Raw genomic sequence first — 23,147 nt, forward strand, 5'->3', positions numbered from 1 at the left:
GCAAAATGAATGTATTTAAATAAATTAGTTTAGGATTCCTTTGAGAGAATCGTATCATAAGTAATGAGGTTATTAATTTGAATATACTTTCAATGTGGATTTGTGTCTATTTATAGTAATTAAAATATTCTATTTCAGAATTCGTCGATTGTAAAATTAAGCTAGACAACTAAAAAAGCCTTCTGTGCTAAACTCAATATGTATTTCCGACCAAAGAAAACATAAGGAGTTAGTACAGAATGGCCTATAAACATCTTAACACGGATGAACTCACGTTCATAGAATCATATTATCATCAAAATCTTTCGGTAAAAGAAATCGCAAAGAGATTGAAACGATCAAGACAGACAATTTATAACGTAATAAATGCACTTAAGACAGGTATAACTGCACTGGAATATTACCAAGAGTATAAGCAAAGAAAATCAAATTGTGGCAGACATAGAATAGTACTTCCAGAAAATCAGTCAGCTTATATTCGAGAAAAAGTAGCCGATGGCTGGACACCTGACACCATTATTGGCAGAGGTGAACACCCGATTGATTGTTCTGTAAAAACTCTTTATAGAATGTTTAAGGAAAACGTCTTTTCGGTACAATCTTTACCTATGAAAGGTAAAAGGAAGCCAAATGGTCATTGTGAAAAAAGAGGTAGACAGGCTTTCAAAAGACACATTTCTGAAAGAATAGAAGAGTTTCCTTTCTTCTTTCAAGAATTTGGTCATCTTGAAGGTGACACTATCATTGGCCGTAATCATGGGAGTGCTGTCATAACCTTAGTAGAAAGGATCTCTAAGATGATTATCACTATACGACCTCAAGGTCGCAAGGCAGATGATATTGAAGATGCGCTTCACTCTATGTTTTCAGCTTTACCTGCTCATATATTTAAATCGATTACTTTCGATTGTGGTAAGGAGTTCTCCAACTGGAAAACAATCTGTAACCGACACGATATCTCGATATTCTTTGCTGACCCCGGCACTCCGTCGCAACGTGGATTGAATGAACATTCTAACGGGATACTTAGACGCAGTGGATTAGATAAAGAATTAGACTTTAATTCAGTCACTGATGATCATATTATTAGTGTTGCTCAAAATATTAATCATCGTCCCAGAAAATCGCTGGGCTATAAAACACCATTGGAAGTATTTATGAGTTTCATCGAAGATGAGAAATTGTCTAGCTTATTTTGACAAACGAAAATTTGATAATATTGTACTATCGATTACTATATATATATCTTTAAAATCAAATTTTAATATAATAAATTCATTAATAAACTCTAAATGAGTGGGAATATAAACGTTCAAAGAATCTTTTCTATCAAAAATATAAAATATTTGCTTCAAGCTGTCACCATTTTCTAAAAGAATGATATTGCACTTATTACTAAGGCTATCAAAACTTGTCCAATAAATAGTATTCACAATCGATATATACGAATTATTTTTAGTATTCTTGATAAATTTTTGGAAGTCAATAAAATCTCTAATTATTCTCATTTCTTTCTATCTCCTTAAAAAAACAGTCTATGGTTTAAAAACCATAGACTGTTTTTATATATTTTTTAAATAATCTAGTACAAGAGAATCAATTTCTTTGATTATAAGATTGTTGGACTCACTAACATGAGCTTTTTTTGATAATGCACTTAATTTTGAATGTATTGCATCATTCGGATTATATTTAATGATATTTAGTGGTAAGTCTGTTTTAAAGGAACGCTTGTCTGAAGAACCAATTATATACTCATTTACAATTGAAGAATTCATTATTGCACAAATGTAATGAGCTTCATCAATGGTAATATTCTCACCGAGAATATTTTGTGAAATAGAACAAGCATGATCAAGTAATAAAGGTGGCTTACCTTCTCCCCATATTGTAGGGATGTTTTCAACTACAGCTGCAACCCATTTTGTATTATTTCTGAAAATCACTTTATATGGAGAAAAAGTATATGTTCCAACTCTTGTTAGACTATAAAATTCTCCTTTTTTACCTTGAACTTTTGAATTGTACTCTGTTTTAATTATATCTTCTTTTATATTGCTATAATACTTAACTAGGTTAGGAGCTGTTGTCATTAGTTCACTTGATGGAATTGGTTTTTTTACATCTTTTTTTGTATAAGGAAGGACAGCATAATATTGGAATGTCAACAGTTTCATAGACATTTTTCATGTGTAAATTTTTAAACGCCACAGGCGTTAAATAATGTAATGAAGAATGTGGTCTAAAATTGTTGTACCAATTCACATAATCAAATAATTCGGTTTCTAACTGGTTTAAGTCTTCAAATTTCATTTGTTTTACAAATTCAGTTTTTATTGCTTTCATCGTTACTTCTGCAACTGCATTATCATAAGGACAGCCTTTTGTACTTAATGAACGTTTGATATTAAATGTTTTTAATACTTCATCTATCAATTTGTTGTCGAATTCTTTACCTCTATCTGTATGGAATAATTCTATTTGTTCTAAATTATGATTAATTTTACTAATTGCTTTCGTCACTAAATGGGCATCTTTATTTTTACCTGCATTATAACCAACGATTTCTCTGTTGAAAAGATCAATAAATAAACATATGTAATGCCATGTTCCTGCGACTTTAACATATGTTAAATCACTGACTAAAACTTCTAAAGGCTGTTCCCTTGTAAATGAACGATTCAAGTGATTTTTTATTAATTTTTCATTTGTTTCTTTCTGATGATTTTTATATTTAGCTTTAGTATAAACTGATATTAAATTATATTTTTTCATAATACGACCTATTTTTCGTCTAGATACGATAATACCTAATTGATTCAACTCATTTTTAATTCGTCTTGTACCAAAGCTCTTTCTATTTAAGTTAAAAGTACTAACAATAGTTTTTTCTAATTCTGAATCATCATTTTCTAGTTTATTTGAAGTTCGTTTTATTGAATCATAATAAGTGCTTCTTGGTATTTTTAGGACTTTGCACATTGCTGATACTGAATATTGATGTGCATTCTGTTGAATGACTTCTATTTTCGTCCCATGATCAGCGCTGCTTGCTTTAAAATATCATTTTCCATCTTTAATTGTTGATTTTCTTTACGCAATTTTCGGAGCTCTTTTTCTTCATCGGTTAGATTATCAGCAGCATTAAAAGAACCACTATTTTGATGATTCTTAATCCATTTATCTAACGCCGAAGGTGTTAAGTCATATTCTCTAACAATATCAGATTTAGATTTTCCGTTTTCAAATAATCGTACCATTTGAAGTTTAAATTCTGGTGTAAATGTTCTTCTAGCTCTAGCCATAAATAAATCGCCTACTTTCTTAATTTAACAATACATCCCCTCAGGGGAGTTGTCCAATTAAGTGTAGACGATTCACATTCATTCTAGTTACCCGTAAGGTAACAAAAAAAGGCGCATTCCCTAATGAGAATGCACTCCTAAAACTTCTGTTTATTCGAACTAAAGAATTTGAAAAGAAATGGTCAACTGGCTTCATTCCAAACTGGTCTATGGTAATGAATCAGCTTCTTTTACATGATCAAATTAAGGATAGAGTTATAAAGTATCTTGAATAACTTACACACTTAATTTGACAAACCCAATAATTATTTTTCTATTTTATCAAGTAATTTTTTCAAATCCTTTATTTCTTCTTCGGTCAATTCTTCAGGTGTACCAAAGTTCATTACAAGACTACTAAGGGTGCCATCGTAAAGTTTATTTAAGAAGGATTTTGTAGAATGTCTTTTATAAATATCTTCATCTATAATCGGTGCATACATGTAGACATCTTGTTTTCTTTTTTTTGATAGAAAATCTTTATCAACAAGTCTTCCGATTAAAGTTCGAATTGTTTTGGGACTCCATTCATTATCATTAAGTACCAAATCAATAATTTGTTTAGCACTCAATGCCTCATTACTTTTCCAAATAACTTGCATTATTATAAATTCACTAGAAGGTAATTCTTTTATTTTATTCATAGATTTATACATCCTTTTAATAAAAGTGATTTGTTTTGATAATTTTCTCAGAAATCTTTTTAGCTTTTTCTCCATTTGCCTCATCATTTTTTTTGATTAATGTTGCAAATACATATGGTTCCTGATTTTGTTCAAAACCACCTACATACCAGCCTTTTATCTCATGTTTATTAATAATAGCAGTACCAGTTTTTCCCCACAGCTTATAGTTATTTTTAGAAGTATATAGAGAATTTTTTACTAAATCAGTATATTTTGTTTTAAATAATGAATCGTTGATATAGAATCGCTTCAATATCATAGTTTGTTCTAATGGAGAAATTTTTAAGTTAGATTCTAACCAGTACGGCCTATTTAAAGAAGCTTCAATATTGCTATTCCCATAATTTAATTCAGATAAAAAATGTGATAAATCTTTCTTATCAGTATAATTATCTAATGTTTCGAAGTACCAATTTACCGAATATCTTAATGCTGTATCGAGGTTTTGATTTCTATTCCATACCTTAAAAGGGGTTTTCTTTCCGTTCCAAAGTAATTTATTTTGATTTATGGATATTGTTTTATTGTTAAGGTGAAAAATACTGCTAATCAGTTTATAAGTTGAATCAGGAGATGTTCTTTCTAACGCTATATTTTCGTTATAGATAAAAAATTTATCACGTTTAATGTTGTATACAACAATACTTCCTTCATATCCGGAAAAATATTTTTGTAAGTTAACATTCTTATAATTTAATGATTTTAGATTGACATCAGAGTAACTAGAATTTGATATATTTTCATATGCCATCAAAGGCTTTATTGTTATGAGTATTAGCAGTGTAGAACTTATAAAAAGAATTCGTACTTTATTAGAAACGGATATATAATCATTTCTACTTATAAAAGCTATTCGTTTTTTTAAAAATTTAGTGGGTGAACCAAAGTTCAATATAAAGTGTTCTTTTTTACTGTTCATAAGACTGATTTTCAATAATGTCATGCCATAGATTTTTCTTTCAGCTTTTGATGAACTTTTAATCACTTCCATGTCACAAGCTGTTTCTAAATCATTTACTACATTTTTCGATATGAAATGAGCAAAAGGATTAAACCAAAAAACAATTTTATTGATAATAAAAAGATAATTTTTAAAAATATCTTTTCTTCGTATATGAGTAATTTCATGTTTAATAATTGCATCTATTTCCCTGCTGTCTAATTTCTTATGTAATTTTGCAGGTATAAATATTGCATGCTTACCAATCCAGCATGTAAAAGGTGTGGTTGTTTCTTGAGAAATGTATATATTGTAATCATATTTGCAAGAATAATTTAATGATAGCTTAGAACTGTTAACTATTTTTATAAGCTTTGATATCAACATTAAATAATAAAGAAAGTATATAAAAATACCAATAAACCAAAAGTAATTAACTAACTCTTGAAAATTATAATTTATGTTGGATATTGAAACCGCTAAATCTTTCGTATCTATTTTCCTGATAGGAACTGGAAGTGGATTTAAATTTTTACCGATCGGTTCAATAAGTAATTCTGCATTTTTAAAGGGCGAAAAATTAAATTGTATTAAAGGTATAAATGTACTTAACAGTACAATAACCCAAGGAAATATTTTATAATCTACTCTTTTATATTTATACAGTAATAATTTATACATTTGAGCGAGAGTATAAGATAGCCCACTTATTATTATACTAACAATTATAAAGTTCATTAGACACCTCCAATATAATTATAACATATTTTGACTGATGATTACATTTGTGATATATTACAAATGTAATCAAGGAGGTTGTTATGAAAAATAAAGCTTTAGCAATTTTAATTATATGTATTTGCCTTTTAATAGCATATAATTTTGTGAAAAAAGATGAAGTTGATAAAATATTTGATGCTATTGAATTAAGGGATTCGGAATATCTGAATGAACATGCGACATTCTTATCTAAAAGTCTTTACGACAAAGATCAGAGATATAAAAGAATGGATAAGATTGATGCTTCTCTTGGTATTAAAGAAGTGAAAGTTAGTAATGTACGACTCGTGCAAAAGAAAAAAAATAAACGTCAATATAGTGCAAATTTAAATTTTAGAACTAAATATGGTAATTTTTCTAGAGAAGGGAACTATTCTTTTGAAAAGGATGAAATAACAAAAAAATGGCTTTTGGATTGGTCACCTGAGGTTATAATACCGGGATTGACTGATAGAAATCAAATCAGTATAGAAACCTTGGAATCTTTCAGAGGGAAAATACTAGACAGAAACGGGATTGATATAGCGAAAGACGGAATTCATTACGAAGTTGGAATAGATATTAAAAATTTAAATAAAAAAAATAAGAAAAATATTTCAAAATTGTTATCAATAAGTGAATCGACACTAAATAAAAAGTTAAAACAAACATGGGTAAAAGAAGGTGTTTTTTTACCTTTAAAATCGTACATAGAGTTGGATGATGAACTTAAATTGGGTATCCAAAAATATCATTTGACGGTTAATCAAACAAAAGGTAGGGTTTATCCATTAAGAGAAGCAACAGTACATCTTGTAGGGTATGTTGGAGAAATTAATGCTGAAGAATTAAAGAATAAAAAGTTTAAGGATTATGATGAACACTCAATCGTAGGAAAAAGTGGTATCGAACTACAATATGATAAACAATTGCAAAATAAAGATGGTTATAAAGTTGTCATAACTAGTGATGATGCATTAAATAATGATGAAGATGTCTTGTTAGAAAAGAAACCAAAAAATGGACAGGACATTATATTAACAATTGATAGCAAAGTACAAAGAAGTATATATAGTCATTTAAAAGAAGATAATGGTTCAGGAGTAGCCATGAATCCTAAAACTGGTGAATTATTAGCTTTAGTTAGTTATCCTGCATATGACCCCTATGAGTTTATGTTCGGCATTTCCGACGAAAACTACAAAAAGATAGTTAATGATAAGAAAGAGCCCCTGTTAAATAAATTTCAGACAACCTCTTCCCCAGGATCTACTCAGAAATTAATAACATCTATCATAGGTTTGAAAAATGGGACTATAGACGCATCAACCAGCTACAACATAGTAACTAAGGGATGGCAGAGAAATTCTTCATGGGGAGGATATGAAGTTACAAGGTTTGAGGAAGTTAATGGAGATATTGATTTAGAAAAAGCGATAGCACATTCTGATAATATATTTTTTGCAAGAGCTACCCTCGATATGGGTTCCGAAAAATTTATTAAGGGCATGAAAGCTTTAGACATTGGGAGAAATATTCCTTCTGATTATTATTTTCAAAAAGGACAAATTGCAAATCCAGAAAGTTTAAAAAATAATTTTAAAAATGAAATATTACTAGCTGATTCAGGATATGGCCAGGGAGAAATACTTATAAGTCCAGTACAAATATTATCTATTTATAGTTCTTTAATTAATGAAGGTAAAATGATGAAACCTAAATTATTTGAAACAACAAAAGAAGATATTTGGAAAAATCATATTATTTCAAAAGATGACGTAGATATATTAACAAGAAGCATGAGAAAAGTAGTTACTGGGACACATAGATTGGATGCAGAAAGAAATTATGCACAGTTTGCTGGAAAAACTGGCACTGCAGAATTGAAAACCTCTAGAGAAGAGGGGTTAGGAGCTCAAATCGGTTGGTTTGTTGGATATGATCAAAATAATCCCAATATGATGTTAGGTATAAGTGTGAAGAATGTAGAGAATAAAGGTATGTCGAGTTATAATGCAAGAAAGTTTGCCGAGATAATGGATGAATTATATGAAAATGGAACGAAAAAATATGAAATAGATAGGTGATATAAAATGCAGAAATTCTTAATGCTTATCATTGCACTAATATTTTTATCTGGATGCAATAGTAATAATATCAACAGTTCGAAAATAAAAGAGGATATTAAAGTTATAGAAAATAAGTACAATATTCAAGCGGGTGTATATGTTAATGATTTAACTGATAAACAAAAATTGTCATATAATGAGGAACTATTGTTCCCATATGCCTCAACGTTTAAGGTTATTAACAGTGCTTTACTAATAGAAAAACTTGGAATGAATAATCTTGATAAAGAAGTGAAAGTTTCTGAAAGAGATATCGTTCTTTATTCTCCTATAATTGAAAAGTACAAAAATAAAAATGTTTCTTTAAAAATGTTAATTGAGGCTGCATTACTTTATAGTGATAATACTGCTAATAATTTAATCATAGAAGAGTTAGGCGGTCTAAAAGAGGTTGAAAAACGACTCTCTGCATTAGGTATTAAAGGTGTTAATGTAAATAGAAAAGAAGTTGCTTTGAATTTTTATGATCCAAAAAAGAATGAAGATACAATATCAGCGAAAAACATGAGTAAGGCATTAATAAAGATGTTAACGGGAGATGTATTAGAATATAAAGAACAAATATTTCTTATTGATTTAATGAAAAAGAATAAGACAGGAACAACGTTAATTAAAAAAGGAATGGATAAAAAATTCATTGTTGGTGATAAAAGTGGGCAGGGAGCTAATTATGGAGTGAGGAATGATATTGCTGTTGTTTATAAAAAGCAAAGCAACAAACCTATTATAGTTGTGGTATTTACTAAAGCAAAAAATGAAAAGCAAAAACCTAGTGATACTCCAATAGTGGAAATATCAAAAGTTATTAATAAAAATATTAAATAGATATTGTTATTGAGAAATATTAATATTTGATAGAACGCAAACAATTTGAATCGTCTACACTTAATTGGACAACTCCCCTGAGGGAATGTATTGTTAAATTAAGAAAGTAGGCGATTTATTTATGGCTAGAACTAGAAGAACATTTACACCAGAATTTAAACTTCAAATGGTGCGATTATTTGAAAATGGAAAATCTAAATCTGATATTGTTAGAGAATATGACTTAACACCTTCGGCGTTAGATAAATGGATTAAGAATCATCAAAATAGTGGTTCATTTAATGTTGTTGATAATCTAACTGATGAGGAAAAAGAGCTGAGAAAATTGCGTAAAGAAAATCAACAATTAAAGATGGAAAATGATATTTTAAAGCAAGCAGCGCTGATCATGGGACGAAAATAGAAGTCATTCAACAGAATGCTTATCAATATTCAGTATCAGCAATGTGCAAAGTCCTAAAAATACCAAGAAGCACTTACTATGATTCAATAAAACGAATGCCAAATAAACCCAAAAAAGATGACTTGGAATTAGAACAAGCTATTGTTAGTACTTTTAACTCAAATAGAAAGAGCTTTGGTACAAGAAAAATTAAAAACGAATTAAATAAATTAGGTATTATTGTATCTAGACGAAAAATAGGTCGTATTATGAAAAAATATAATTTAATATCAGTTTATACTAAAGCTAAATATAAAAATCATCAGAAAGAAACAAATGAAAAATTAATAAAAAATCACTTGAATCGTTCATTTACAAGGGAACAGCCTTTAGAAGTTTTAGTCAGTGATTTAACGTATGTTAAAGTCGCAGGAACATGGCATTACATATGTTTATTTATTGATCTCTTCAATAGAGAAATCGTTGGTTATAGTGCAGGTAAGAATAAAGACGCCCATTTAGTGACGAAAGCAATTAGTAAAATTAATCATAATTTAGAACAAATAGAATTATTCCATACAGATAGAGGTAAAGAATTCGACAACAAATTAATAGATGAAGTATTAAAAACATTTAACATCAAACGTTCATTAAGTACAAAAGGCTGTCCTTATGATAACGCAGTTGCAGAAGCAACGATGAAAGCAATAAAAACTGAATTTGTAAAACAAATGAAATTTGAAGACTTGAACCAGTTAGAAGCCGAATTATTTGATTATGTGAATTGGTACAACAATTTTAGACCACATTCTTCATTACATTATTTAACGCCTGTGGCGTTTAAAAATTTACACATGAAAAGTGTCTAAGAAACTGTTGACATTCCAATTTTTCATACCTGGAGATAGTTTTAGTATTAATTAGTAGAAATAATATAGAAACTTTAAAAAATATTATACTAAGTGATTATATCTTTTATAATAGAAAGTTTTCATTTGGAGTATTAAGTTCTTTTCCTAGAAAATATCAAGAAAATCCTTTTTTTAAGAAGAATGGATATTATGTGAACATAAGGAGATATTGTTTAAACTTGTTATACGATGAAATGAAAAGAAATAAAATTGGAGATATTGATATAATTTTAAATACAGTATCTAATATTAATCCAAAATTTAAACAAGAGATTAATATTTGGCATGGAACATTATTATATTTTGACATTAATGAATACTATTCATGGGAAAATAAAAAACATTATATTGTAGAAAAATTTAAATATAAAGATTTTTATGAAAGGTATAAATTCTTATTTGGATATGATAGAGAAATACTAAGATCTAAATTAAAAGAGCAGGACTTTAATTCACATAATTCATTACCCATGATAGATAAAATCTTAAAAATAGAAGAAATTGCTTCTTATTGAACTTAAAATCTAATTTTTATACTAAAGAAACTCTATTAAAGTAAAGTTTATAAAACGACCGTTATTTATACAATCCAGGAATATAAAAATTTCTGGATATTTTTATATTCATTTTGTATAAAAACTGTGTATAATAATCTATGTATATTATTAAAAAAATGTTTGAGTTTTTTTACATATCGTAGTCGATTTTAAGCACACTTTAAATGATTTCGTGATAGATAGTCTTTTAAAGACAAAATAAGGAGCGTATAAATATGGCCAAAATTGGATATGCAAGAGTAAGTACTAAGGATCAGTCGTTAGATCATCAGTTAGATGCATTGGAACAGTTCGGATGTGACCGAATATTTTCAGAGAAAGCCAGTGGTAGAAAAATAAATAGAACTGAGCTTGATAATTGTTTAGATTATATGAGGGAAGGAGATATGCTGGTAATCACGAAACTAGACAGACTAGGCAGAACAACCAAACAACTAATCGAACTAGCACAGTATCTAGAAAATGAAGGAATTGAATTATTTATAATAGATAATAATATTAATACCAAAGATGCGATGGGCAAAATGTTTTTTACTATGATGTCAGCTTTTGCAGAATTAGAAGCAAATCTACTGAGTGAAAGGACAAAAAAAGGTTTAGCAGCTGCTAGATCAAGAGGGCGATTGGGTGGCCGACCATCTATTTCGGAAGAGAAAAAAGATTTAATTATAAGATTATATAATAGTAAAGACTATACTGGGGAAGAAATAGCAAGAATGGCTGGTGTGAGTAGAGGCACAATTTATAATATTATAAAAGAAATGAAACACAATGATAAGTAGGAAAGGACAATGTATGAATGAAATAATTGTTAAATGTAAATATCTAAACAAAATTCCTTTACAATTAATAGAAAAAGTTCAACCAAGGGAACTTAGTAGTCAAGATCTCGCATTTATCCAGCTGATTGATTCTTATGCTTCACATTATAAATCTATAGAAGTGTTAATCAAAAATAACACTTATAGTTCAATTAGTATTATTACTAGAGTTTTATTTGAACATTATATATATATTAAATATCTACTAGAAGCTGATACAGAGACAAGAGCAAAAAAATTTTTATTTCATGCTCGATATGAGCGTGGAAAGATATATGAGAATATCTATCTTGATAATGATAGAGGCAGTGAAATAAGGAAAGAATTTAATTTAGATTACGAAAAAATACAAAAATTTGTTAAAGAAACAAACTACATGCAAGAAAAAGAAGAATTTATTATTGAATACAAAAAAATACTACAAAATAAAAGGAACTGGTATAATCATAACGGTAATATAAATAATTTTGCTAAACTATGTGAATACCTAAACGAATCAATATTATATGAAATTCTTTATCAGTCATGGTCTTTAGACGTTCATGTTAGAGGTAATAAGAACTTTAATCTTACAAATATTGACTCCAATAACGCATATTTAGAATTAATAGAATATGATCCAATAGAAACAGATTTAATAATTAAATCTGTACAAAGGTTAACTATAGATATAGTAAGGATGATATATTTAAAATATAAAATGAAAAATGAACTCGCATTATTTAATATAAATCTTAAATATAAAGCTGATGATATAATTAAAAAAAGAAAATGAATAATTCTAACATTATATAAAAATATGTTAGAATTGTATTAACGAATATAACAAATATCATCATGACATCAGAAAACCCCACGTTGGCCGACGTGGGGTTTTGTCTATCCTTTTATCTTAACATAGATGTAGTTTACTGCTAGACCTGTGATAATAAGACAAATCAGTACTGTTAAAACGGATATAACAACTTCAAGCATGACACCAGCACCTCCTTTCCATATGAAAAGTATGGTGCTATACATTAAATTATAAAATTATTAGAATTTTTATTAATATAAATAGAAAGATTATTTAAGTTATAATTCTAAAGTAGATTTTAAGACATTTAACTTACTACGGTCCACAAAAATCAATTTCGAGGCGTTAAAATCGCTTTCTCAGCATTGAAAATGCTTGAAAATAGAGAACGTATGTTCTGTAATTAGGCGAAAGAGGTGGCTTATGATGATTAGCCATAAAGACATTATGGAAAAATACGAATGTGTAATAATTGATGAAATAACATTTGAGATTCTAAAAGATTTATATCATGAACGTAAATTTGGACTAGAGGATCTTCAGACTAAGAAGGGACATATCGTAAATATGCTATGCAATTTTGATATATCAGACGAACAAGTTTTAGCTGAAGCTACGATGGTTCCTGTAGGAACTTTATTTGAATCAGATGGATTTGATAGTTCAGATATATCATACTGTATCGTATATAAAGCAGGTGAATCACTTGAAAGCCCATAATCTAAATCCACTGCATCCAAAAGTCCCGGTTGAGTTAGAGACAGTGACAAATTATAAAGAGATACCAAGAGAATATTTATCCAGGAACATTCCAGAAGGTCGAAAAATGATAAAATGGGCCCCATTTGCAACGATGCCACAACAATTCGAAGACATAAGAAAACAAATTGAACAACAAACTAAAGAGTTTATGCCTGATTTATCTCAGGAACAAATAGACGATATCAACAATAAACTAAATCATTACAGTAATAAGCCATCAGCATGTTTTATATATTACTATGAAGATGAAAAAATTCATTTACTTCAGACAGTTATAAATAAATTAGATGAATATAATATGAGGGTAAATGTCTTTCTAGTCGTGCAGCAAGAGTTTAAAGATTTAGAATTTAATAAGATTATAGAGATTATATAAATTTGGTTATTAAGTCGAATTTTTAAATCTATAAGTCAATGAAAGATATGATACGACAAATATCGGCTGCTATCGGAACTGCAATATTTATTACGATAATGAATTTGTCAGTACAATCGGGATTTCAAATGAATATTACTTATATAAGTATGTTCTTATTTTCATTATTTGGATTAGTTTTATCTTTACGCTATCCTCAAAGTGAAAATCAGTCTAATGGATTTCTGGTACACTAAGTATATTCTAGTATGTTAATTATATTAGTTTTAGGAGGCAATAGACTGCATAAACATATTGTAAATGGATACGTAGCAAAAGACATTCTTAAAAGTAGTTTACTGAAAGTGAAAAATGAAAGGGCGATGGTTCAGCAATTTAAAGAAGGATTCAACCTATCTCCGAGTATGATGAAAATCGCAGGATACTTTGAATTAATCGGTTCAATCTTCTAGATGTTATCAGTATTTAATAAAAAGTTTTCAAAAATCGGCGCAATGTATAACCACTTAAAAGTAGGTCATGGAGTAAAATCATTAAGTGCTACAAGTAAGTACTTTGGTTTAAACATAATTACATTATTTGGATCATTTGAAAATAATGTTTGTCGTTGTATATTTAAAGGTTGCAATAAAAATAAAAAAATTGAATAATACTACTTCTAATAAGTATTAATATGATTATAAAGTATAATTGTAACAGTATATAAAAATATGTCATGATTATATTAGTGAGTATAACAATATTATCATGACATCAGAACCCTCCACGTTGAAAAACGTGGAGGGTGTCTACTTATTGTATCAATTACCTAACTTTACAGTTTTTTCAATATAATCTAATAGGAGTGATATGAATTCATTGCCGGTTAATGTGCTTAGTCCACCAGTAGCGCAAGCAATTTCATCGAATGTTGTAACGTGATCGGTTCGAATTCCAGAACCATGAATCAACACAGGTACAGCTTCTCCACTATGTTCTCTTCTAGCACAAGGTGTTGAATGGTCTGCTGCTAATGCAATATACACTTGTTCTCGTGTTTTCTTGTGTATATCATGTACTAATGTATCAAAAAGTTCAATTGCTTTTGCTTTTTGATGTGGTTGATTATCATGCCCTTGTATATCTGGTGCTTTTATATGTACATATACAACATCATTTTCTTTTAATGCATCGATTGCTAGTTGTGCCTTTTCTTTTATATTCGTATCCATATTCCCTGTCAATGACGACTTTGTAATAGGTGTCAGCCCAGACATTCGCCCAATGCCAAGTACAGTGCTCTCACCAGCGATAATAGCCCCTTTAAAATTTAATTGTTCGGTAAAAGGTTTCAGGTTTGTCATCTTACCTGCACCTCTTGTAATAATAAAGTTTGCTGGTAATAAATTATTATTTTGTCTTTCTATATTTACTGGATGTACCTTTAATGTTTGATAAATTTTCTCTAGCAAAATGTTTAAAATTCTTGCCGTTTTCATTGCTTCTTTAGAGTTATCTAGTGGTTTTGCTTCGTGAAATGGATGACCATCATTTGGTGCATGAGGATCTGTATCACTGACTTGCTCACTTAAACCTTCACCTCTTAAAATGAGCACAGCACGATGTTCTGTTGCTGCTTTAAATAAAACGGTAACATCTTCAATATGCATGTTATGAATGGCTTGCTCTAAAAGTTTAGTACCTTCACGAATACGTCCTGCGCGTCTATCTAATATAACATTATTGTCTATACGTGTAGAAAAATTACATCGAAATGCGATATCACCTTCTTGTAGGTCCATGCCTTCTCCGGCAGCTTCAATCGGACCTCTACCAGGATATACTGATGGATGGTTTCCAAATAAAACTAAATGCCCCATATCTGTACCTACTGGAATACCTGGACCTATCGGATACATCATGCCTGTGACGCCTTCTTTTGCGAGTTGATCAAGGTAAGGTGTTTTTGCAAATTGTAATGGTGTTTTGTTTTGTAATGCATTGATTGGACGGTCACCAAGTCCATCGGCGATTGCGATTAATAATTTATTAGCCATGTAATGTCACTCCTTAAATAACAATATTTAACCAACCAAAATATATGATAGATATCATGATTGAACCTACTGTACAACCAATCAATCCGTATTTTAATTCATCTAATACTGAAAAATAACCAGTACCAAAATATAATGTATTGACTTTAGAATGTGGTGGTAATGTGATTGTATAAGCAATACCGTATGAACATGCTAATGCGATTGGAACAGGGTTCATACCAAGTTGTGTTGTTAATGTAATAATTGAAGGAATTAATATTGTTGTTCTTACTGTTTTACTTGTAAAGATTAAATGACTAAAAACAGTAATGAATATAAGAATGACTGCAACAAGTGCATGGTTAAATTGATCTAAATGCATTGCTTTTACTAAATGATTAATTAAATAACTTGCACCTTCAGAATCATTTAATGCATTACCAACGGCATACGCACCTGCAGAGAAAATCATTAAATCCCATTTAATATTTGCTTCTTTCCATTTTAGGACACCAATGCGGGGTAAGAAACATAATAGCATGGCAAGGACTGCGGTTTGTTCAGTAGTGATTTCAAAGCCAAACCATTGCTTTTGATAATCCCCAGTACCCCATAAAATTAATGTAATAAAAAAGATGAATGCAGCTTTCTTTTCTTCTATACTCATTGAACCGAGCGCTTCTAGTTGTTTCTTGAAAATATCTCTAATTTTATCTGCTTTTTCGCCACTAGGTAATTCTGATTCAAAGTTATACAATTTAAGACCAATTAAAAACATAATGATTGCTGAAAATACTGCTTGTGGTAATGAACCTAACAACCAATCCATATACCCTAATTTTGTATGTGTTTGTTGATTGATAAAACCAATGGCAATTACTTGAGCAGAAGTTGCGGTTAAAACCATTGTTGTAGAAAATGCATTATTAACAACGCCTTGAAGCATCATAAATTTACCAAACTTACTTTCTCCAGGTGTAGCATTATATACTTCAAGCAATACAAGTAATATTGGAACAAGTAAAGATGCACGTGCAGTTGTTGATGGTACGAAGAACGCTAATATAAAGTTAATGATGATTAATACTGCTAAAGTGTTTCTAGGCGTTTTCCCATACTTCGTAATCAATTTTAAAGCAATACGTTTACCAAGATTTGTTTCACTCATCGCTGAAGTCAATACAAATGCAGCAATCATCAACCAAATAATATCAAATCCTAAAGTACCAAAAGCGACTTCTTGATCTTCTACAGCACCTGTCAAAGGGAGTAATAAGATAGCGATAATAGAGGTTAAATAAATAGGAATAGGTTTTGAAATCCACATGATTAGCGAGAATACGAATATAGCTAAACTTTTTTGTGCTTGTGGTGACATACCTTGTGGTGTAGGCATAAAGAATAAAAGGATAAGTGCAATAACGGCAATAATTAAACCTATTTTTTCATTTTTACTCATTTTTTTGTCATTCATAATTTGTCCGTCCTTTCTATTTGTTATCGATAACTTACTTAAAGCGTAATATAATAGCATATATAGAGCAATTCAACTTTAAATCAAAGATATTCCAAGTTGGAATAATAATTGAGGTGATGTTTCGTATGCAAATTAATAAGTTAAGAAGTTTCATAAAAGTAGCAGAGCATCATAACTTTTCTCAAGCTGCAGAAAGTTTATTTTTAAATCAATCTACAATTTCAAAGCATGTGGATTATGTTGAAAAACTTGTAAATAAAAAACTGTTTGAAAGAAAACAAAAGGGCACCGAACTGACGAATGAGGGGGAACTATTTTATAAATATGCAAAAGAAATTGTTATTTTGTATGATCAAGCAATCGAAACACTAGGTCAAAAAGAAGCACAACAAACTACAAGAGTTGTCATTGGGGCAACCCCTTTGTATGGAGAAAGATTATTACCAAAGTTAATCAATGATATTTATCAAAGAAATAATAAACTAAAGATTAAATTAATTATAGGCAGCTCAAGTGAGATTATGAGCAAGTTATCAGCAGATCAAATTGATATTGCTTTTGTATCTAACTACATCAAGATAGATGCCCACTATTTTATAAAGAAAGTCATATATAAAGATCAATTACAACTCGTGGCGCCAAAAGCATATTGGCCACAATCACCTATTGCATTAAATGAGTTAAAGAAAGAAACATTTATTATAAAATCAGAGCACTCATCTTTATATCACTTTATTTTAAAAGAACTAAAACAAATTCAAAGCGCTTTTGAATTTGAAGATATATTAGAAATCGGGTCTCAAAAAAGTATTTTAGAAAGTGTTAAATATGGACAAGGTGTGTCGATAGTTTCGGAGTTACTGATAGAAACACTAGATAGCATAGTAGTTTTTGAATTAGACAAAATTTCTTTATCTAGACAAGTTCTGTGTGTGTATAAAAAGTCAAGAAGTAATCAATTATCTCATATAACAAAATCTTTTAACTTCGTTATATGAGATAATTCTTAGTTAAAAAACGTAGAAGATCTTTATTGAAATAGTTTAAGAAAATAGTTATATAGTTAGAAGTCTTAAATATTTCAAATTATGGAACAAACACTGACGTGTTTGGAATTGTGCAGATTTATCATTCTACAATCTAGCAGAACAGTATCACTGTCAACTAAAGCAGACATTCTACTAACAGAAGATTGCAAGGGATCACTCCGTTCAACAAGTTGCCCTTGCAATCTTCTGCTGTTCTGCAGTGATTGTCTAATGAAATCTAAATCTGCACAATCTTAAGTGGTTGAGTAACGATTGATGAATCAATCGTTGGAAAGGCATTGAAGGAACTTATCTGAAGATAAGTTCCTTTTTAATTAAGGTTTTTTCAAACACTCACGTTCTTTTACCGAATTTATATAATTTTTAACTACTTAGACTAGCACCGAAGTTTCACTACCAGTTAAAGATCCAACTGGTGTTCAACTAGAAAAAGTAATACAAGGGTAAACGCTGCAACTCCACTACGTTCCATTGCCCTTGTATTATTTTTCGGTCAATGCTATTTCTAATCTGTAAAAATTAAATACATAAATTCAAAAGCACAAGTTCGTGTATTTGAAAAAAGGAGTAGATTAGTATGAATTTTGACAAAACAAATTATATCTATGAGATTAAGGATGTGAAACAGTATTACAGAAAAACACGTGATGAACGCATTAAAGTGAAAAGTCCTGACAATGTGGCAGACTTCTGTAAAAAGTTGATTGGCAACTCAGTAAGAGAAAAGTTTTTGTTAGTAGGTTTAAATACAAAAAACGAAATTACTTTTGTCTATACAGTATTTATCGGAACAATAAATATGTCGCCTATACATCCAAGAGAAGTTTTTCAGGTAGCAATTTTAAATTCATGTGCAAGTATTATTTTAGCACATTGTCATCCATCTGATGACCCAACGCCAAGCAATGAAGATAGAGAGGCAACCAAACGTTTTGAAGAATGTGGAGAACTATTAGGAATACCTGTATTAGACCATATTATTGTTACAGAAAGTAGTTATTTTAGTTTTAGAGAAAACAATCTATTTTAGCATAAAACATAAAGCATAAAGAATATAATATAAAACATATTATATTCTTTATGCAAAATTAAAAAAGGTGGGGTATATAATGGGATTAGATATGTATATTGTAAAAGAAGAAGATGGCAGATTAGATGAAATAGCATATTTTAGAAAGTTCAATGCATTACATGGTTATTTTGATGAAAGATATTATCTAGGTAATCCTGGCAGAGTTAAACTTGATAATTATATGGTAGAAGATGTATACGATAGATTGATAAAAATAATAGAGGCACCTGAAAAAGCTAGTAATTTGTTACCAACTTACATGGGACCATTTTTTGGTGGTTATGATTATGATGATATATATTATCATTACATAGCAGAAGCATTTGAGACATTTCATAAATTAAAACAGATAGATGTTGATAAGGAAAACTACTATTATATGGCAGATTATTAAAGTAAGCCGACAAAGCCCAGGGGGCTTCTGTCGGCTTACAGTGCAAGGAACAAACACTAGCGTGTTTGGAATTGTGCAGATTTATCATTCTACAATCTAGCAGAACAGTATCACTGTCAACTAAAGCAGACGTTCTACTAACAGAAGATTGCAAGGGATCACTCCGTTCAACAAGTTGCCCTTGCAATCTTTTGCCGTTCTGCAGTGATTGTCTAATGAAATCTAAATCTGCACAATCTTAACTGATTGAGTAACGATTGATGAATCAATCGTTGGAAAGGCATTGAAGGAACTTATCTGAAGATAAGTTCCTTTTTAATTAAGGTTTTTTCAAACACTCACGTTCTTTTACCGAATTTATATAATTTTTAACTACTTAGACTAGCACCGAAGTTTCACTACCAGTTAAAGATCCAACTGGTGTTCAACTAGAAAAAGTAATACAAGGGTAAACGCTGCAACTCCACTACGTTCCATTGCCCTTGTATTATTTTTCGGTCAATGCTATTTCTAATCCGTAAAAATTAAATACATAAATTCAAAAGCACAAGTTCGTGTATTTGAAAAAAGGAGAGATTAGTCATGTTTGAATTACAAGCTACAGAAAGTATTGAAAAACCCGATTTAACAGAGTTTCAACAGGAATTTATCCAGCGTTTATTAAAACAAAAGTTAAATATTGCAGTAGAAAAAGGTAAATCGCACTTTATATTATTTTCAACGACTTCTCTTAATATTGAAAATACAGTTACGTGGGATTTTGGTAGAGGATTCTTTGCTGATGAATACTTAAACGAAAATACAAAGCGTTTTGGTGAATCATTAAAATCTAAACCAATATATGCACCCAATTTAATTGCAATATTGCGTCACGATTTGGAGCCTTTAGGATATAAGGTGATATGGAAAGATACTTGGATATATAACATAGGTGAAATTATCGTGAGTTGGGAGGTATTCAATGAAAGTTAGTTCTGAATTTGGTAAGTCTATTATTGATAATTATAGAGAGCCATCTAGAAATGTATCTCATCAAGACAGATATTATTATTTAGATGGAAAAGAATATGTAGCTATTGATAACCGTTCAGGAGAATGTTTTGTAGAAGTGTTTTCCAGTGAAATACAAGCACTAGCTTATACACATACGGATTATAGCTATGAAACAATTGAAAGTGCCTATGAACAGATAGGAGTTAAAACATATAAAAATTTAATTAATGCGTGTGCAGTCATTGAAAATTATTGACTGCATCACGCCACTAATATAAGAAAAGCGTTTATATTAGTGGCGTGATAAGTGCATGGAATAAATCTCGCATAAGCTCACTCGATTTATTGATTAAATTAAAGATTAAAACACAAATTGCATTTATATATTTATATAATTTTTTAGTTTTCAGACTAACAATAAAGTTTCACTATCAGCTGAAGCTAATGTTCAACTAGCCTAATGATGCAAGGGATCACTACGTTCAACAAGTTGCCCTTGCATCATCAGTACCTTACTGTTATTTCTGAACTATAAAAATTAATAACATAAATATATAACTGCACAAGTTCGTGTATTTGAAAAAAGGAGCGTACCACAATGACAAAAATTAGTTTAAAGAATTTAAGAAAAGAGATACCCCAAGAGATGATTCCAGGAAATTTTGTGAGAGGGAAAGAAATCGTGTTCACTTATCTGATAGTTAGTGAAATTGAAGGTGAATACTATGTATATACTTATGAGAAAGGACAAGGATATACGCATAAATCATGTACACCTCCGTTTGAAACATTAAAAGACGCTTTAGTTGAATATCAGATGAAGGAGCTTCAGCTTAAAGGATGGTAGTGTATTGTTATGAAGTAAATAATATAGATAGATATCCCTTATCTATTGACTGGATGTGAAAAAATGAGATTAATTTTTTTTGGAATAATGATGGTTCTAAGTATATTAGCATTTATAACGATTGGTCCTTCAGGTGTTCTAGGTATATTAATAATAGGTGTGATGATTATATTATTGCCATGTGTCATCATAGCTGCATTAAGATTGATATGGTTATTGTTTTCAGGATGCTTAGTGTGGATCGTAGTATTTATTATATTCATTATACTTTTACGCATATTCATGATGTTTTAAAATATGTTTTATGTTTAATATATTATGTTTTATATTTTATGCTTTATGCTATAATAAAATCAAGTAACTATAAGGAGTGATAGTATTGGGTAAAGTAATTAGCATCAATAATTTTAAAGGTGGTGTCAGTAAGACTTCAACAGCATGTTTACTCGCGTATGTCTTATCTGAAAAAAGAAATAAAAAAGTATTAGTCGTTGATTTTGATCCCCAGGCAGATGCAACAGAACTTCTACTTAGAACATTCAGAAAAGATATGTTAGAGGATGTTGCTGGTTTAGAGAAATTATCTATTTATAAAGGTATCACTGAAACAAATAGAAAAGCAATCACTATTAAATTAAGTGATAATATGGATTTGATTCCAGCAGATTTTAACCTAGTAGGCTTACCATATCATTTAATTCAGCTAGATAGCTATCAGAAGGTAAAAATTCTAGATGAATTTCTAAAAGGTGTTAGAAAAGAGTATGATTTAATCATTATCGATACACCACCAACAATTTCAGATTTTAGCAATAATGCTATTTACGCATGTGACTATTCATTAATTGTGATGCAGACACACAGAAGATCGTTCAGAGCAGTTGATAAGTTTGCAGAACACTTAGTAAAGTTTAGAGATGCTTATAAAAATAAATTCGAAATTCTAGGAATTGTACCTGTTATGTTCTCAAAGCAGACGAAAACAGATATGACGACATTAGAAGATGCGACTGCTACATATAAGGAACACGTTTTTGAACATATCATCAAACATATGGAACGCGTGAAGTACTGGGATGAATATGGCATTACTGAAGAAGATCATTGGGATAGAAAGACGATTCAAGAATATGAGAATCTTACAGACGAATTCTTAGAACGTTTAGAAAAAATGGAGGCGAAGTAACATGAGTTTATTAGATGATTTAAAGAATAATAAGGAACATTTAAGAGAAAATCCACTTGCGAATAGAGAAATGCAGATAAAAAAGATTGCAGCTACTTCTATAAAAGTAACTGGAGATACACATGCAAAACTTACGGCATTAGATCAAATCTATGTAGATATGAATAAAGCAGAGCTTGTAGATTTCGCATTATCGAAGCTTGCAGACAAGCTAAAAGGTGAAGATAAGGAAACATACGAAAAAGTTTATGAAAACAGCATAGACCAGAAGATAGATTTAGCTCGTAGAAAAGGCTTATTCTAGAGGGTTTTAAAGAATATAAACATAAAATATTATTTATGTTTTATGTTTTATGCTATAAAAAATTAACGTTTTACAACGCTTGTATATTTGTGTATTCTAAATATAAGCAATATAACAACTTCATAGCGATTGAAACAATTTTCTTCTTATAGCTTCTTGGGCCTGGGAATCCAGGAAGAAATCTAAAGTTTGCTTGGTAACCAGACTTTAGACCATAAGAAAAAGAGAGGATTTTGGGAATCCTCTCTTTATCGAAAATTGTGATCAATAGTCAGCCTGCCCAAAACACCAACAAAAAAGTAAAAGCAAACCAAAAAGTGATCAACACATTAGGTTATTTATTTAGTTAATTTTATTATATAGGTGTTTGGGCAGACTGACAAGATGTTTGCACAAATTTTATAGGGATTAGTGTATTTTCTTTGACCTACCCTGATTTATGCTACCGTCTTTTCCTCTGGAATATTGATCATACGTTTCTTTCATGACAATATTCGAGGAAAGGATAGGTAGCTTTTT

Annotated in this window: 24 protein-coding genes and 2 pseudogenes; 19 read left to right on the forward strand and 7 right to left on the reverse strand. The window is 29.9% G+C overall.

The genetic code is table 11. The annotated features are described in order from the left end of the window. Nucleotides 1–239 precede the first annotated feature (239 nt). Nucleotides 240–1,199 carry an IS30 family transposase gene (locus KYI10_12225; GenBank protein QYA34130.1) on the forward strand — a complete coding sequence of 320 codons (960 nt, stop codon included), beginning with the start codon at nucleotides 240–242 and terminating at the stop codon, nucleotides 1,197–1,199. Here the strand turns inward: KYI10_12225 and KYI10_12230 are convergent. The 3 genes and pseudogenes from KYI10_12230 to KYI10_12240 all read right to left on the reverse strand — a co-directional run bounded on the left by KYI10_12230 (nucleotide 1,191) and on the right by KYI10_12240 (nucleotide 3,305). Next, nucleotides 1,191–1,508 carry a hypothetical protein gene (locus KYI10_12230; GenBank protein ID QYA34131.1) on the reverse strand — a complete coding sequence of 106 codons (318 nt, stop codon included), beginning with the start codon at nucleotides 1,506–1,508 and terminating at the stop codon, nucleotides 1,191–1,193. The two genes, KYI10_12225 and KYI10_12230, sit on opposite strands and share 9 nt — an antisense overlap. Before the next feature lie 54 nt (nucleotides 1,509–1,562). Next, nucleotides 1,563–2,177: a hypothetical protein gene (locus KYI10_12235; protein ID QYA34132.1), complete on the reverse strand. Its 615-nt coding sequence runs from the start codon at nucleotides 2,175–2,177 to the stop codon at nucleotides 1,563–1,565. 22 nt (nucleotides 2,178–2,199) lie between these two features. Beyond that, a pseudogene (locus KYI10_12240) lies at nucleotides 2,200–3,305 on the reverse strand (IS3 family transposase). Nucleotides 3,306–3,381: 76 nt separating this feature from the next. Here KYI10_12240 and KYI10_12245 point away from each other — a divergent pair. Further along, nucleotides 3,382–3,580, forward strand: a pseudogene (locus KYI10_12245) (IS256 family transposase). 30 nt (nucleotides 3,581–3,610) lie between these two features. Here KYI10_12245 and KYI10_12250 read toward each other — a convergent pair. Both KYI10_12250 and KYI10_12255 read right to left on the reverse strand, forming a co-directional pair. Next, entirely contained in the window at nucleotides 3,611–3,988 is a 378-nt protein-coding gene (locus tag KYI10_12250; protein ID QYA34133.1) for a BlaI/MecI/CopY family transcriptional regulator, read from the reverse strand. Between the two features lie 16 nt (nucleotides 3,989–4,004). Further along, nucleotides 4,005–5,708: a M56 family metallopeptidase gene (locus tag KYI10_12255; GenBank protein QYA34134.1), complete on the reverse strand. Its 1,704-nt coding sequence runs from the start codon at nucleotides 5,706–5,708 to the stop codon at nucleotides 4,005–4,007. Nucleotides 5,709–5,791: 83 nt separating this feature from the next. Here KYI10_12255 and mecB point away from each other — a divergent pair, with 83 nt between their 5' ends. From mecB to KYI10_12815, 9 genes are all read left to right on the forward strand, one after another. After that, the gene (gene mecB / locus KYI10_12260) at nucleotides 5,792–7,816 is read left to right on the forward strand and encodes a PBP2a family beta-lactam-resistant peptidoglycan transpeptidase MecB (GenBank protein QYA34135.1); all 2,025 of its coding nucleotides are present in this window, start codon (nucleotides 5,792–5,794) and stop codon (nucleotides 7,814–7,816) included. A gap of 6 nt (nucleotides 7,817–7,822) precedes the next feature. Beyond that, on the forward strand, nucleotides 7,823–8,683 hold the full coding sequence (gene bla / locus KYI10_12265; protein ID QYA34136.1) for a class A beta-lactamase: 861 nt from the start codon (nucleotides 7,823–7,825) through the stop codon (nucleotides 8,681–8,683). A gap of 121 nt (nucleotides 8,684–8,804) precedes the next feature. Beyond that, nucleotides 8,805–9,934, forward strand: a protein-coding gene (locus KYI10_12270) for an IS3 family transposase (protein QYA34137.1) whose coding sequence is annotated in 2 segments (ribosomal slippage) — nucleotides 8,805–9,051 and nucleotides 9,051–9,934 — 1,131 coding nt in all. Because the reading frame shifts where the segments join, the coding sequence is not laid out codon by codon here. A 236-nt stretch (nucleotides 9,935–10,170) separates the two neighbouring features. After that, nucleotides 10,171–10,491 carry a hypothetical protein gene (locus KYI10_12275; protein ID QYA34138.1) on the forward strand — a complete coding sequence of 107 codons (321 nt, stop codon included), beginning with the start codon at nucleotides 10,171–10,173 and terminating at the stop codon, nucleotides 10,489–10,491. A 257-nt stretch (nucleotides 10,492–10,748) separates the two neighbouring features. Next, nucleotides 10,749–11,315 (forward strand): recombinase family protein, encoded by a 567-nt coding sequence (locus KYI10_12280; GenBank protein ID QYA34139.1) that lies wholly within the window; start codon nucleotides 10,749–10,751, stop codon nucleotides 11,313–11,315. A gap of 13 nt (nucleotides 11,316–11,328) precedes the next feature. After that, nucleotides 11,329–12,129, forward strand: coding sequence for a DUF5677 domain-containing protein (locus tag KYI10_12285; protein ID QYA34140.1), 801 nt, complete (start codon nucleotides 11,329–11,331; stop codon nucleotides 12,127–12,129). A 444-nt stretch (nucleotides 12,130–12,573) separates the two neighbouring features. After that, entirely contained in the window at nucleotides 12,574–12,870 is a 297-nt protein-coding gene (locus KYI10_12290) for a hypothetical protein (protein ID QYA34186.2), read from the forward strand. Continuing rightward, a complete protein-coding gene (locus KYI10_12295; protein ID QYA34141.2) occupies nucleotides 12,848–13,288 on the forward strand; it encodes a YolD-like family protein in 441 nt (146 codons plus the stop codon). The genes KYI10_12290 and KYI10_12295 overlap by 23 nt, the downstream gene beginning before the upstream one ends. A gap of 248 nt (nucleotides 13,289–13,536) precedes the next feature. Further along, nucleotides 13,537–13,740 (forward strand): hypothetical protein, encoded by a 204-nt coding sequence (locus tag KYI10_12815; protein ID XBW67598.1) that lies wholly within the window; start codon nucleotides 13,537–13,539, stop codon nucleotides 13,738–13,740. Nucleotides 13,741–14,088: 348 nt separating this feature from the next. Here the strand turns inward: KYI10_12815 and KYI10_12305 are convergent, their stop codons facing one another. After that, on the reverse strand, nucleotides 14,089–15,324 hold the full coding sequence (locus KYI10_12305; GenBank protein QYA34142.1) for a 2,3-bisphosphoglycerate-independent phosphoglycerate mutase: 1,236 nt from the start codon (nucleotides 15,322–15,324) through the stop codon (nucleotides 14,089–14,091). A gap of 13 nt (nucleotides 15,325–15,337) precedes the next feature. Next, entirely contained in the window at nucleotides 15,338–16,780 is a 1,443-nt protein-coding gene (locus KYI10_12310; GenBank protein ID QYA34187.2) for a DASS family sodium-coupled anion symporter, read from the reverse strand. A 128-nt stretch (nucleotides 16,781–16,908) separates the two neighbouring features. On the opposite strand from KYI10_12310, the gene KYI10_12315 reads away from it, so the two are divergent. The 8 genes from KYI10_12315 to KYI10_12355 all read left to right on the forward strand — a co-directional run bounded on the left by KYI10_12315 (nucleotide 16,909) and on the right by KYI10_12355 (nucleotide 22,628). Further along, complete coding sequence (locus KYI10_12315) at nucleotides 16,909–17,781, forward strand: LysR family transcriptional regulator (GenBank protein QYA34143.1); 873 nt, start codon at nucleotides 16,909–16,911, stop codon at nucleotides 17,779–17,781. Between the two features lie 628 nt (nucleotides 17,782–18,409). Next, complete coding sequence (locus tag KYI10_12320; protein QYA34144.1) at nucleotides 18,410–18,862, forward strand: JAB domain-containing protein; 453 nt, start codon at nucleotides 18,410–18,412, stop codon at nucleotides 18,860–18,862. A 79-nt stretch (nucleotides 18,863–18,941) separates the two neighbouring features. Continuing rightward, on the forward strand, nucleotides 18,942–19,298 hold the full coding sequence (locus KYI10_12325) for a hypothetical protein (protein ID QYA34145.1): 357 nt from the start codon (nucleotides 18,942–18,944) through the stop codon (nucleotides 19,296–19,298). Nucleotides 19,299–19,880: 582 nt separating this feature from the next. After that, nucleotides 19,881–20,270 (forward strand): hypothetical protein, encoded by a 390-nt coding sequence (locus KYI10_12330; GenBank protein QYA34146.1) that lies wholly within the window; start codon nucleotides 19,881–19,883, stop codon nucleotides 20,268–20,270. Next, nucleotides 20,260–20,547, forward strand: a complete 288-nt coding sequence (locus KYI10_12335; GenBank protein ID QYA34147.1) for a hypothetical protein — start codon at nucleotides 20,260–20,262, stop codon at nucleotides 20,545–20,547. Before KYI10_12330 ends, KYI10_12335 begins: the two co-directional genes overlap by 11 nt. Before the next feature lie 342 nt (nucleotides 20,548–20,889). Continuing rightward, nucleotides 20,890–21,138 carry a hypothetical protein gene (locus tag KYI10_12340; GenBank protein QYA34148.1) on the forward strand — a complete coding sequence of 83 codons (249 nt, stop codon included), beginning with the start codon at nucleotides 20,890–20,892 and terminating at the stop codon, nucleotides 21,136–21,138. A gap of 370 nt (nucleotides 21,139–21,508) precedes the next feature. Continuing rightward, nucleotides 21,509–22,324 carry a ParA family protein gene (locus tag KYI10_12350; GenBank protein ID QYA34150.2) on the forward strand — a complete coding sequence of 272 codons (816 nt, stop codon included), beginning with the start codon at nucleotides 21,509–21,511 and terminating at the stop codon, nucleotides 22,322–22,324. Nucleotide 22,325: 1 nt separating this feature from the next. Then, nucleotides 22,326–22,628, forward strand: a complete 303-nt coding sequence (locus tag KYI10_12355; protein ID QYA34151.1) for a hypothetical protein — start codon at nucleotides 22,326–22,328, stop codon at nucleotides 22,626–22,628. Nucleotides 22,629–23,147 lie beyond the last annotated feature (519 nt).

This window comes from Macrococcus sp. 19Msa1099, assembly GCA_019357535.2.
Taxonomy (GTDB): domain Bacteria; phylum Bacillota; class Bacilli; order Staphylococcales; family Staphylococcaceae; genus Macrococcoides; species Macrococcoides psychrotolerans.

What these genes read in the sequence shown, in the direction of transcription:
- KYI10_12225 (QYA34130.1), top strand. Translation starts at nt 240, where the DNA reads ATGGCCTATAAACATCTTAACACGGATGAACTCACGTTCATAGAATCA.
- KYI10_12230 (QYA34131.1), bottom strand. Translation starts at nt 1,508, where the DNA reads ATGAGAATAATTAGAGATTTTATTGACTTCCAAAAATTTATCAAGAAT.
- KYI10_12235 (QYA34132.1), bottom strand. Translation starts at nt 2,177, where the DNA reads ATGAAACTGTTGACATTCCAATATTATGCTGTCCTTCCTTATACAAAA.
- KYI10_12250 (QYA34133.1), bottom strand. Translation starts at nt 3,988, where the DNA reads ATGAATAAAATAAAAGAATTACCTTCTAGTGAATTTATAATAATGCAA.
- KYI10_12255 (QYA34134.1), bottom strand. Translation starts at nt 5,708, where the DNA reads ATGAACTTTATAATTGTTAGTATAATAATAAGTGGGCTATCTTATACT.
- mecB (QYA34135.1), top strand. Translation starts at nt 5,792, where the DNA reads ATGAAAAATAAAGCTTTAGCAATTTTAATTATATGTATTTGCCTTTTA.
- bla (QYA34136.1), top strand. Translation starts at nt 7,823, where the DNA reads ATGCAGAAATTCTTAATGCTTATCATTGCACTAATATTTTTATCTGGA.
- KYI10_12275 (QYA34138.1), top strand. Translation starts at nt 10,171, where the DNA reads ATGAAAAGAAATAAAATTGGAGATATTGATATAATTTTAAATACAGTA.
- KYI10_12280 (QYA34139.1), top strand. Translation starts at nt 10,749, where the DNA reads ATGGCCAAAATTGGATATGCAAGAGTAAGTACTAAGGATCAGTCGTTA.
- KYI10_12285 (QYA34140.1), top strand. Translation starts at nt 11,329, where the DNA reads ATGAATGAAATAATTGTTAAATGTAAATATCTAAACAAAATTCCTTTA.
- KYI10_12290 (QYA34186.2), top strand. Translation starts at nt 12,574, where the DNA reads ATGATGATTAGCCATAAAGACATTATGGAAAAATACGAATGTGTAATA.
- KYI10_12815 (XBW67598.1), top strand. Translation starts at nt 13,537, where the DNA reads ATGTTAATTATATTAGTTTTAGGAGGCAATAGACTGCATAAACATATT.
- KYI10_12305 (QYA34142.1), bottom strand. Translation starts at nt 15,324, where the DNA reads ATGGCTAATAAATTATTAATCGCAATCGCCGATGGACTTGGTGACCGT.
- KYI10_12310 (QYA34187.2), bottom strand. Translation starts at nt 16,780, where the DNA reads ATGAATGACAAAAAAATGAGTAAAAATGAAAAAATAGGTTTAATTATT.
- KYI10_12315 (QYA34143.1), top strand. Translation starts at nt 16,909, where the DNA reads ATGCAAATTAATAAGTTAAGAAGTTTCATAAAAGTAGCAGAGCATCAT.
- KYI10_12320 (QYA34144.1), top strand. Translation starts at nt 18,410, where the DNA reads ATGAATTTTGACAAAACAAATTATATCTATGAGATTAAGGATGTGAAA.
- KYI10_12325 (QYA34145.1), top strand. Translation starts at nt 18,942, where the DNA reads ATGGGATTAGATATGTATATTGTAAAAGAAGAAGATGGCAGATTAGAT.
- KYI10_12330 (QYA34146.1), top strand. Translation starts at nt 19,881, where the DNA reads ATGTTTGAATTACAAGCTACAGAAAGTATTGAAAAACCCGATTTAACA.
- KYI10_12335 (QYA34147.1), top strand. Translation starts at nt 20,260, where the DNA reads ATGAAAGTTAGTTCTGAATTTGGTAAGTCTATTATTGATAATTATAGA.
- KYI10_12340 (QYA34148.1), top strand. Translation starts at nt 20,890, where the DNA reads ATGACAAAAATTAGTTTAAAGAATTTAAGAAAAGAGATACCCCAAGAG.
- KYI10_12355 (QYA34151.1), top strand. Translation starts at nt 22,326, where the DNA reads ATGAGTTTATTAGATGATTTAAAGAATAATAAGGAACATTTAAGAGAA.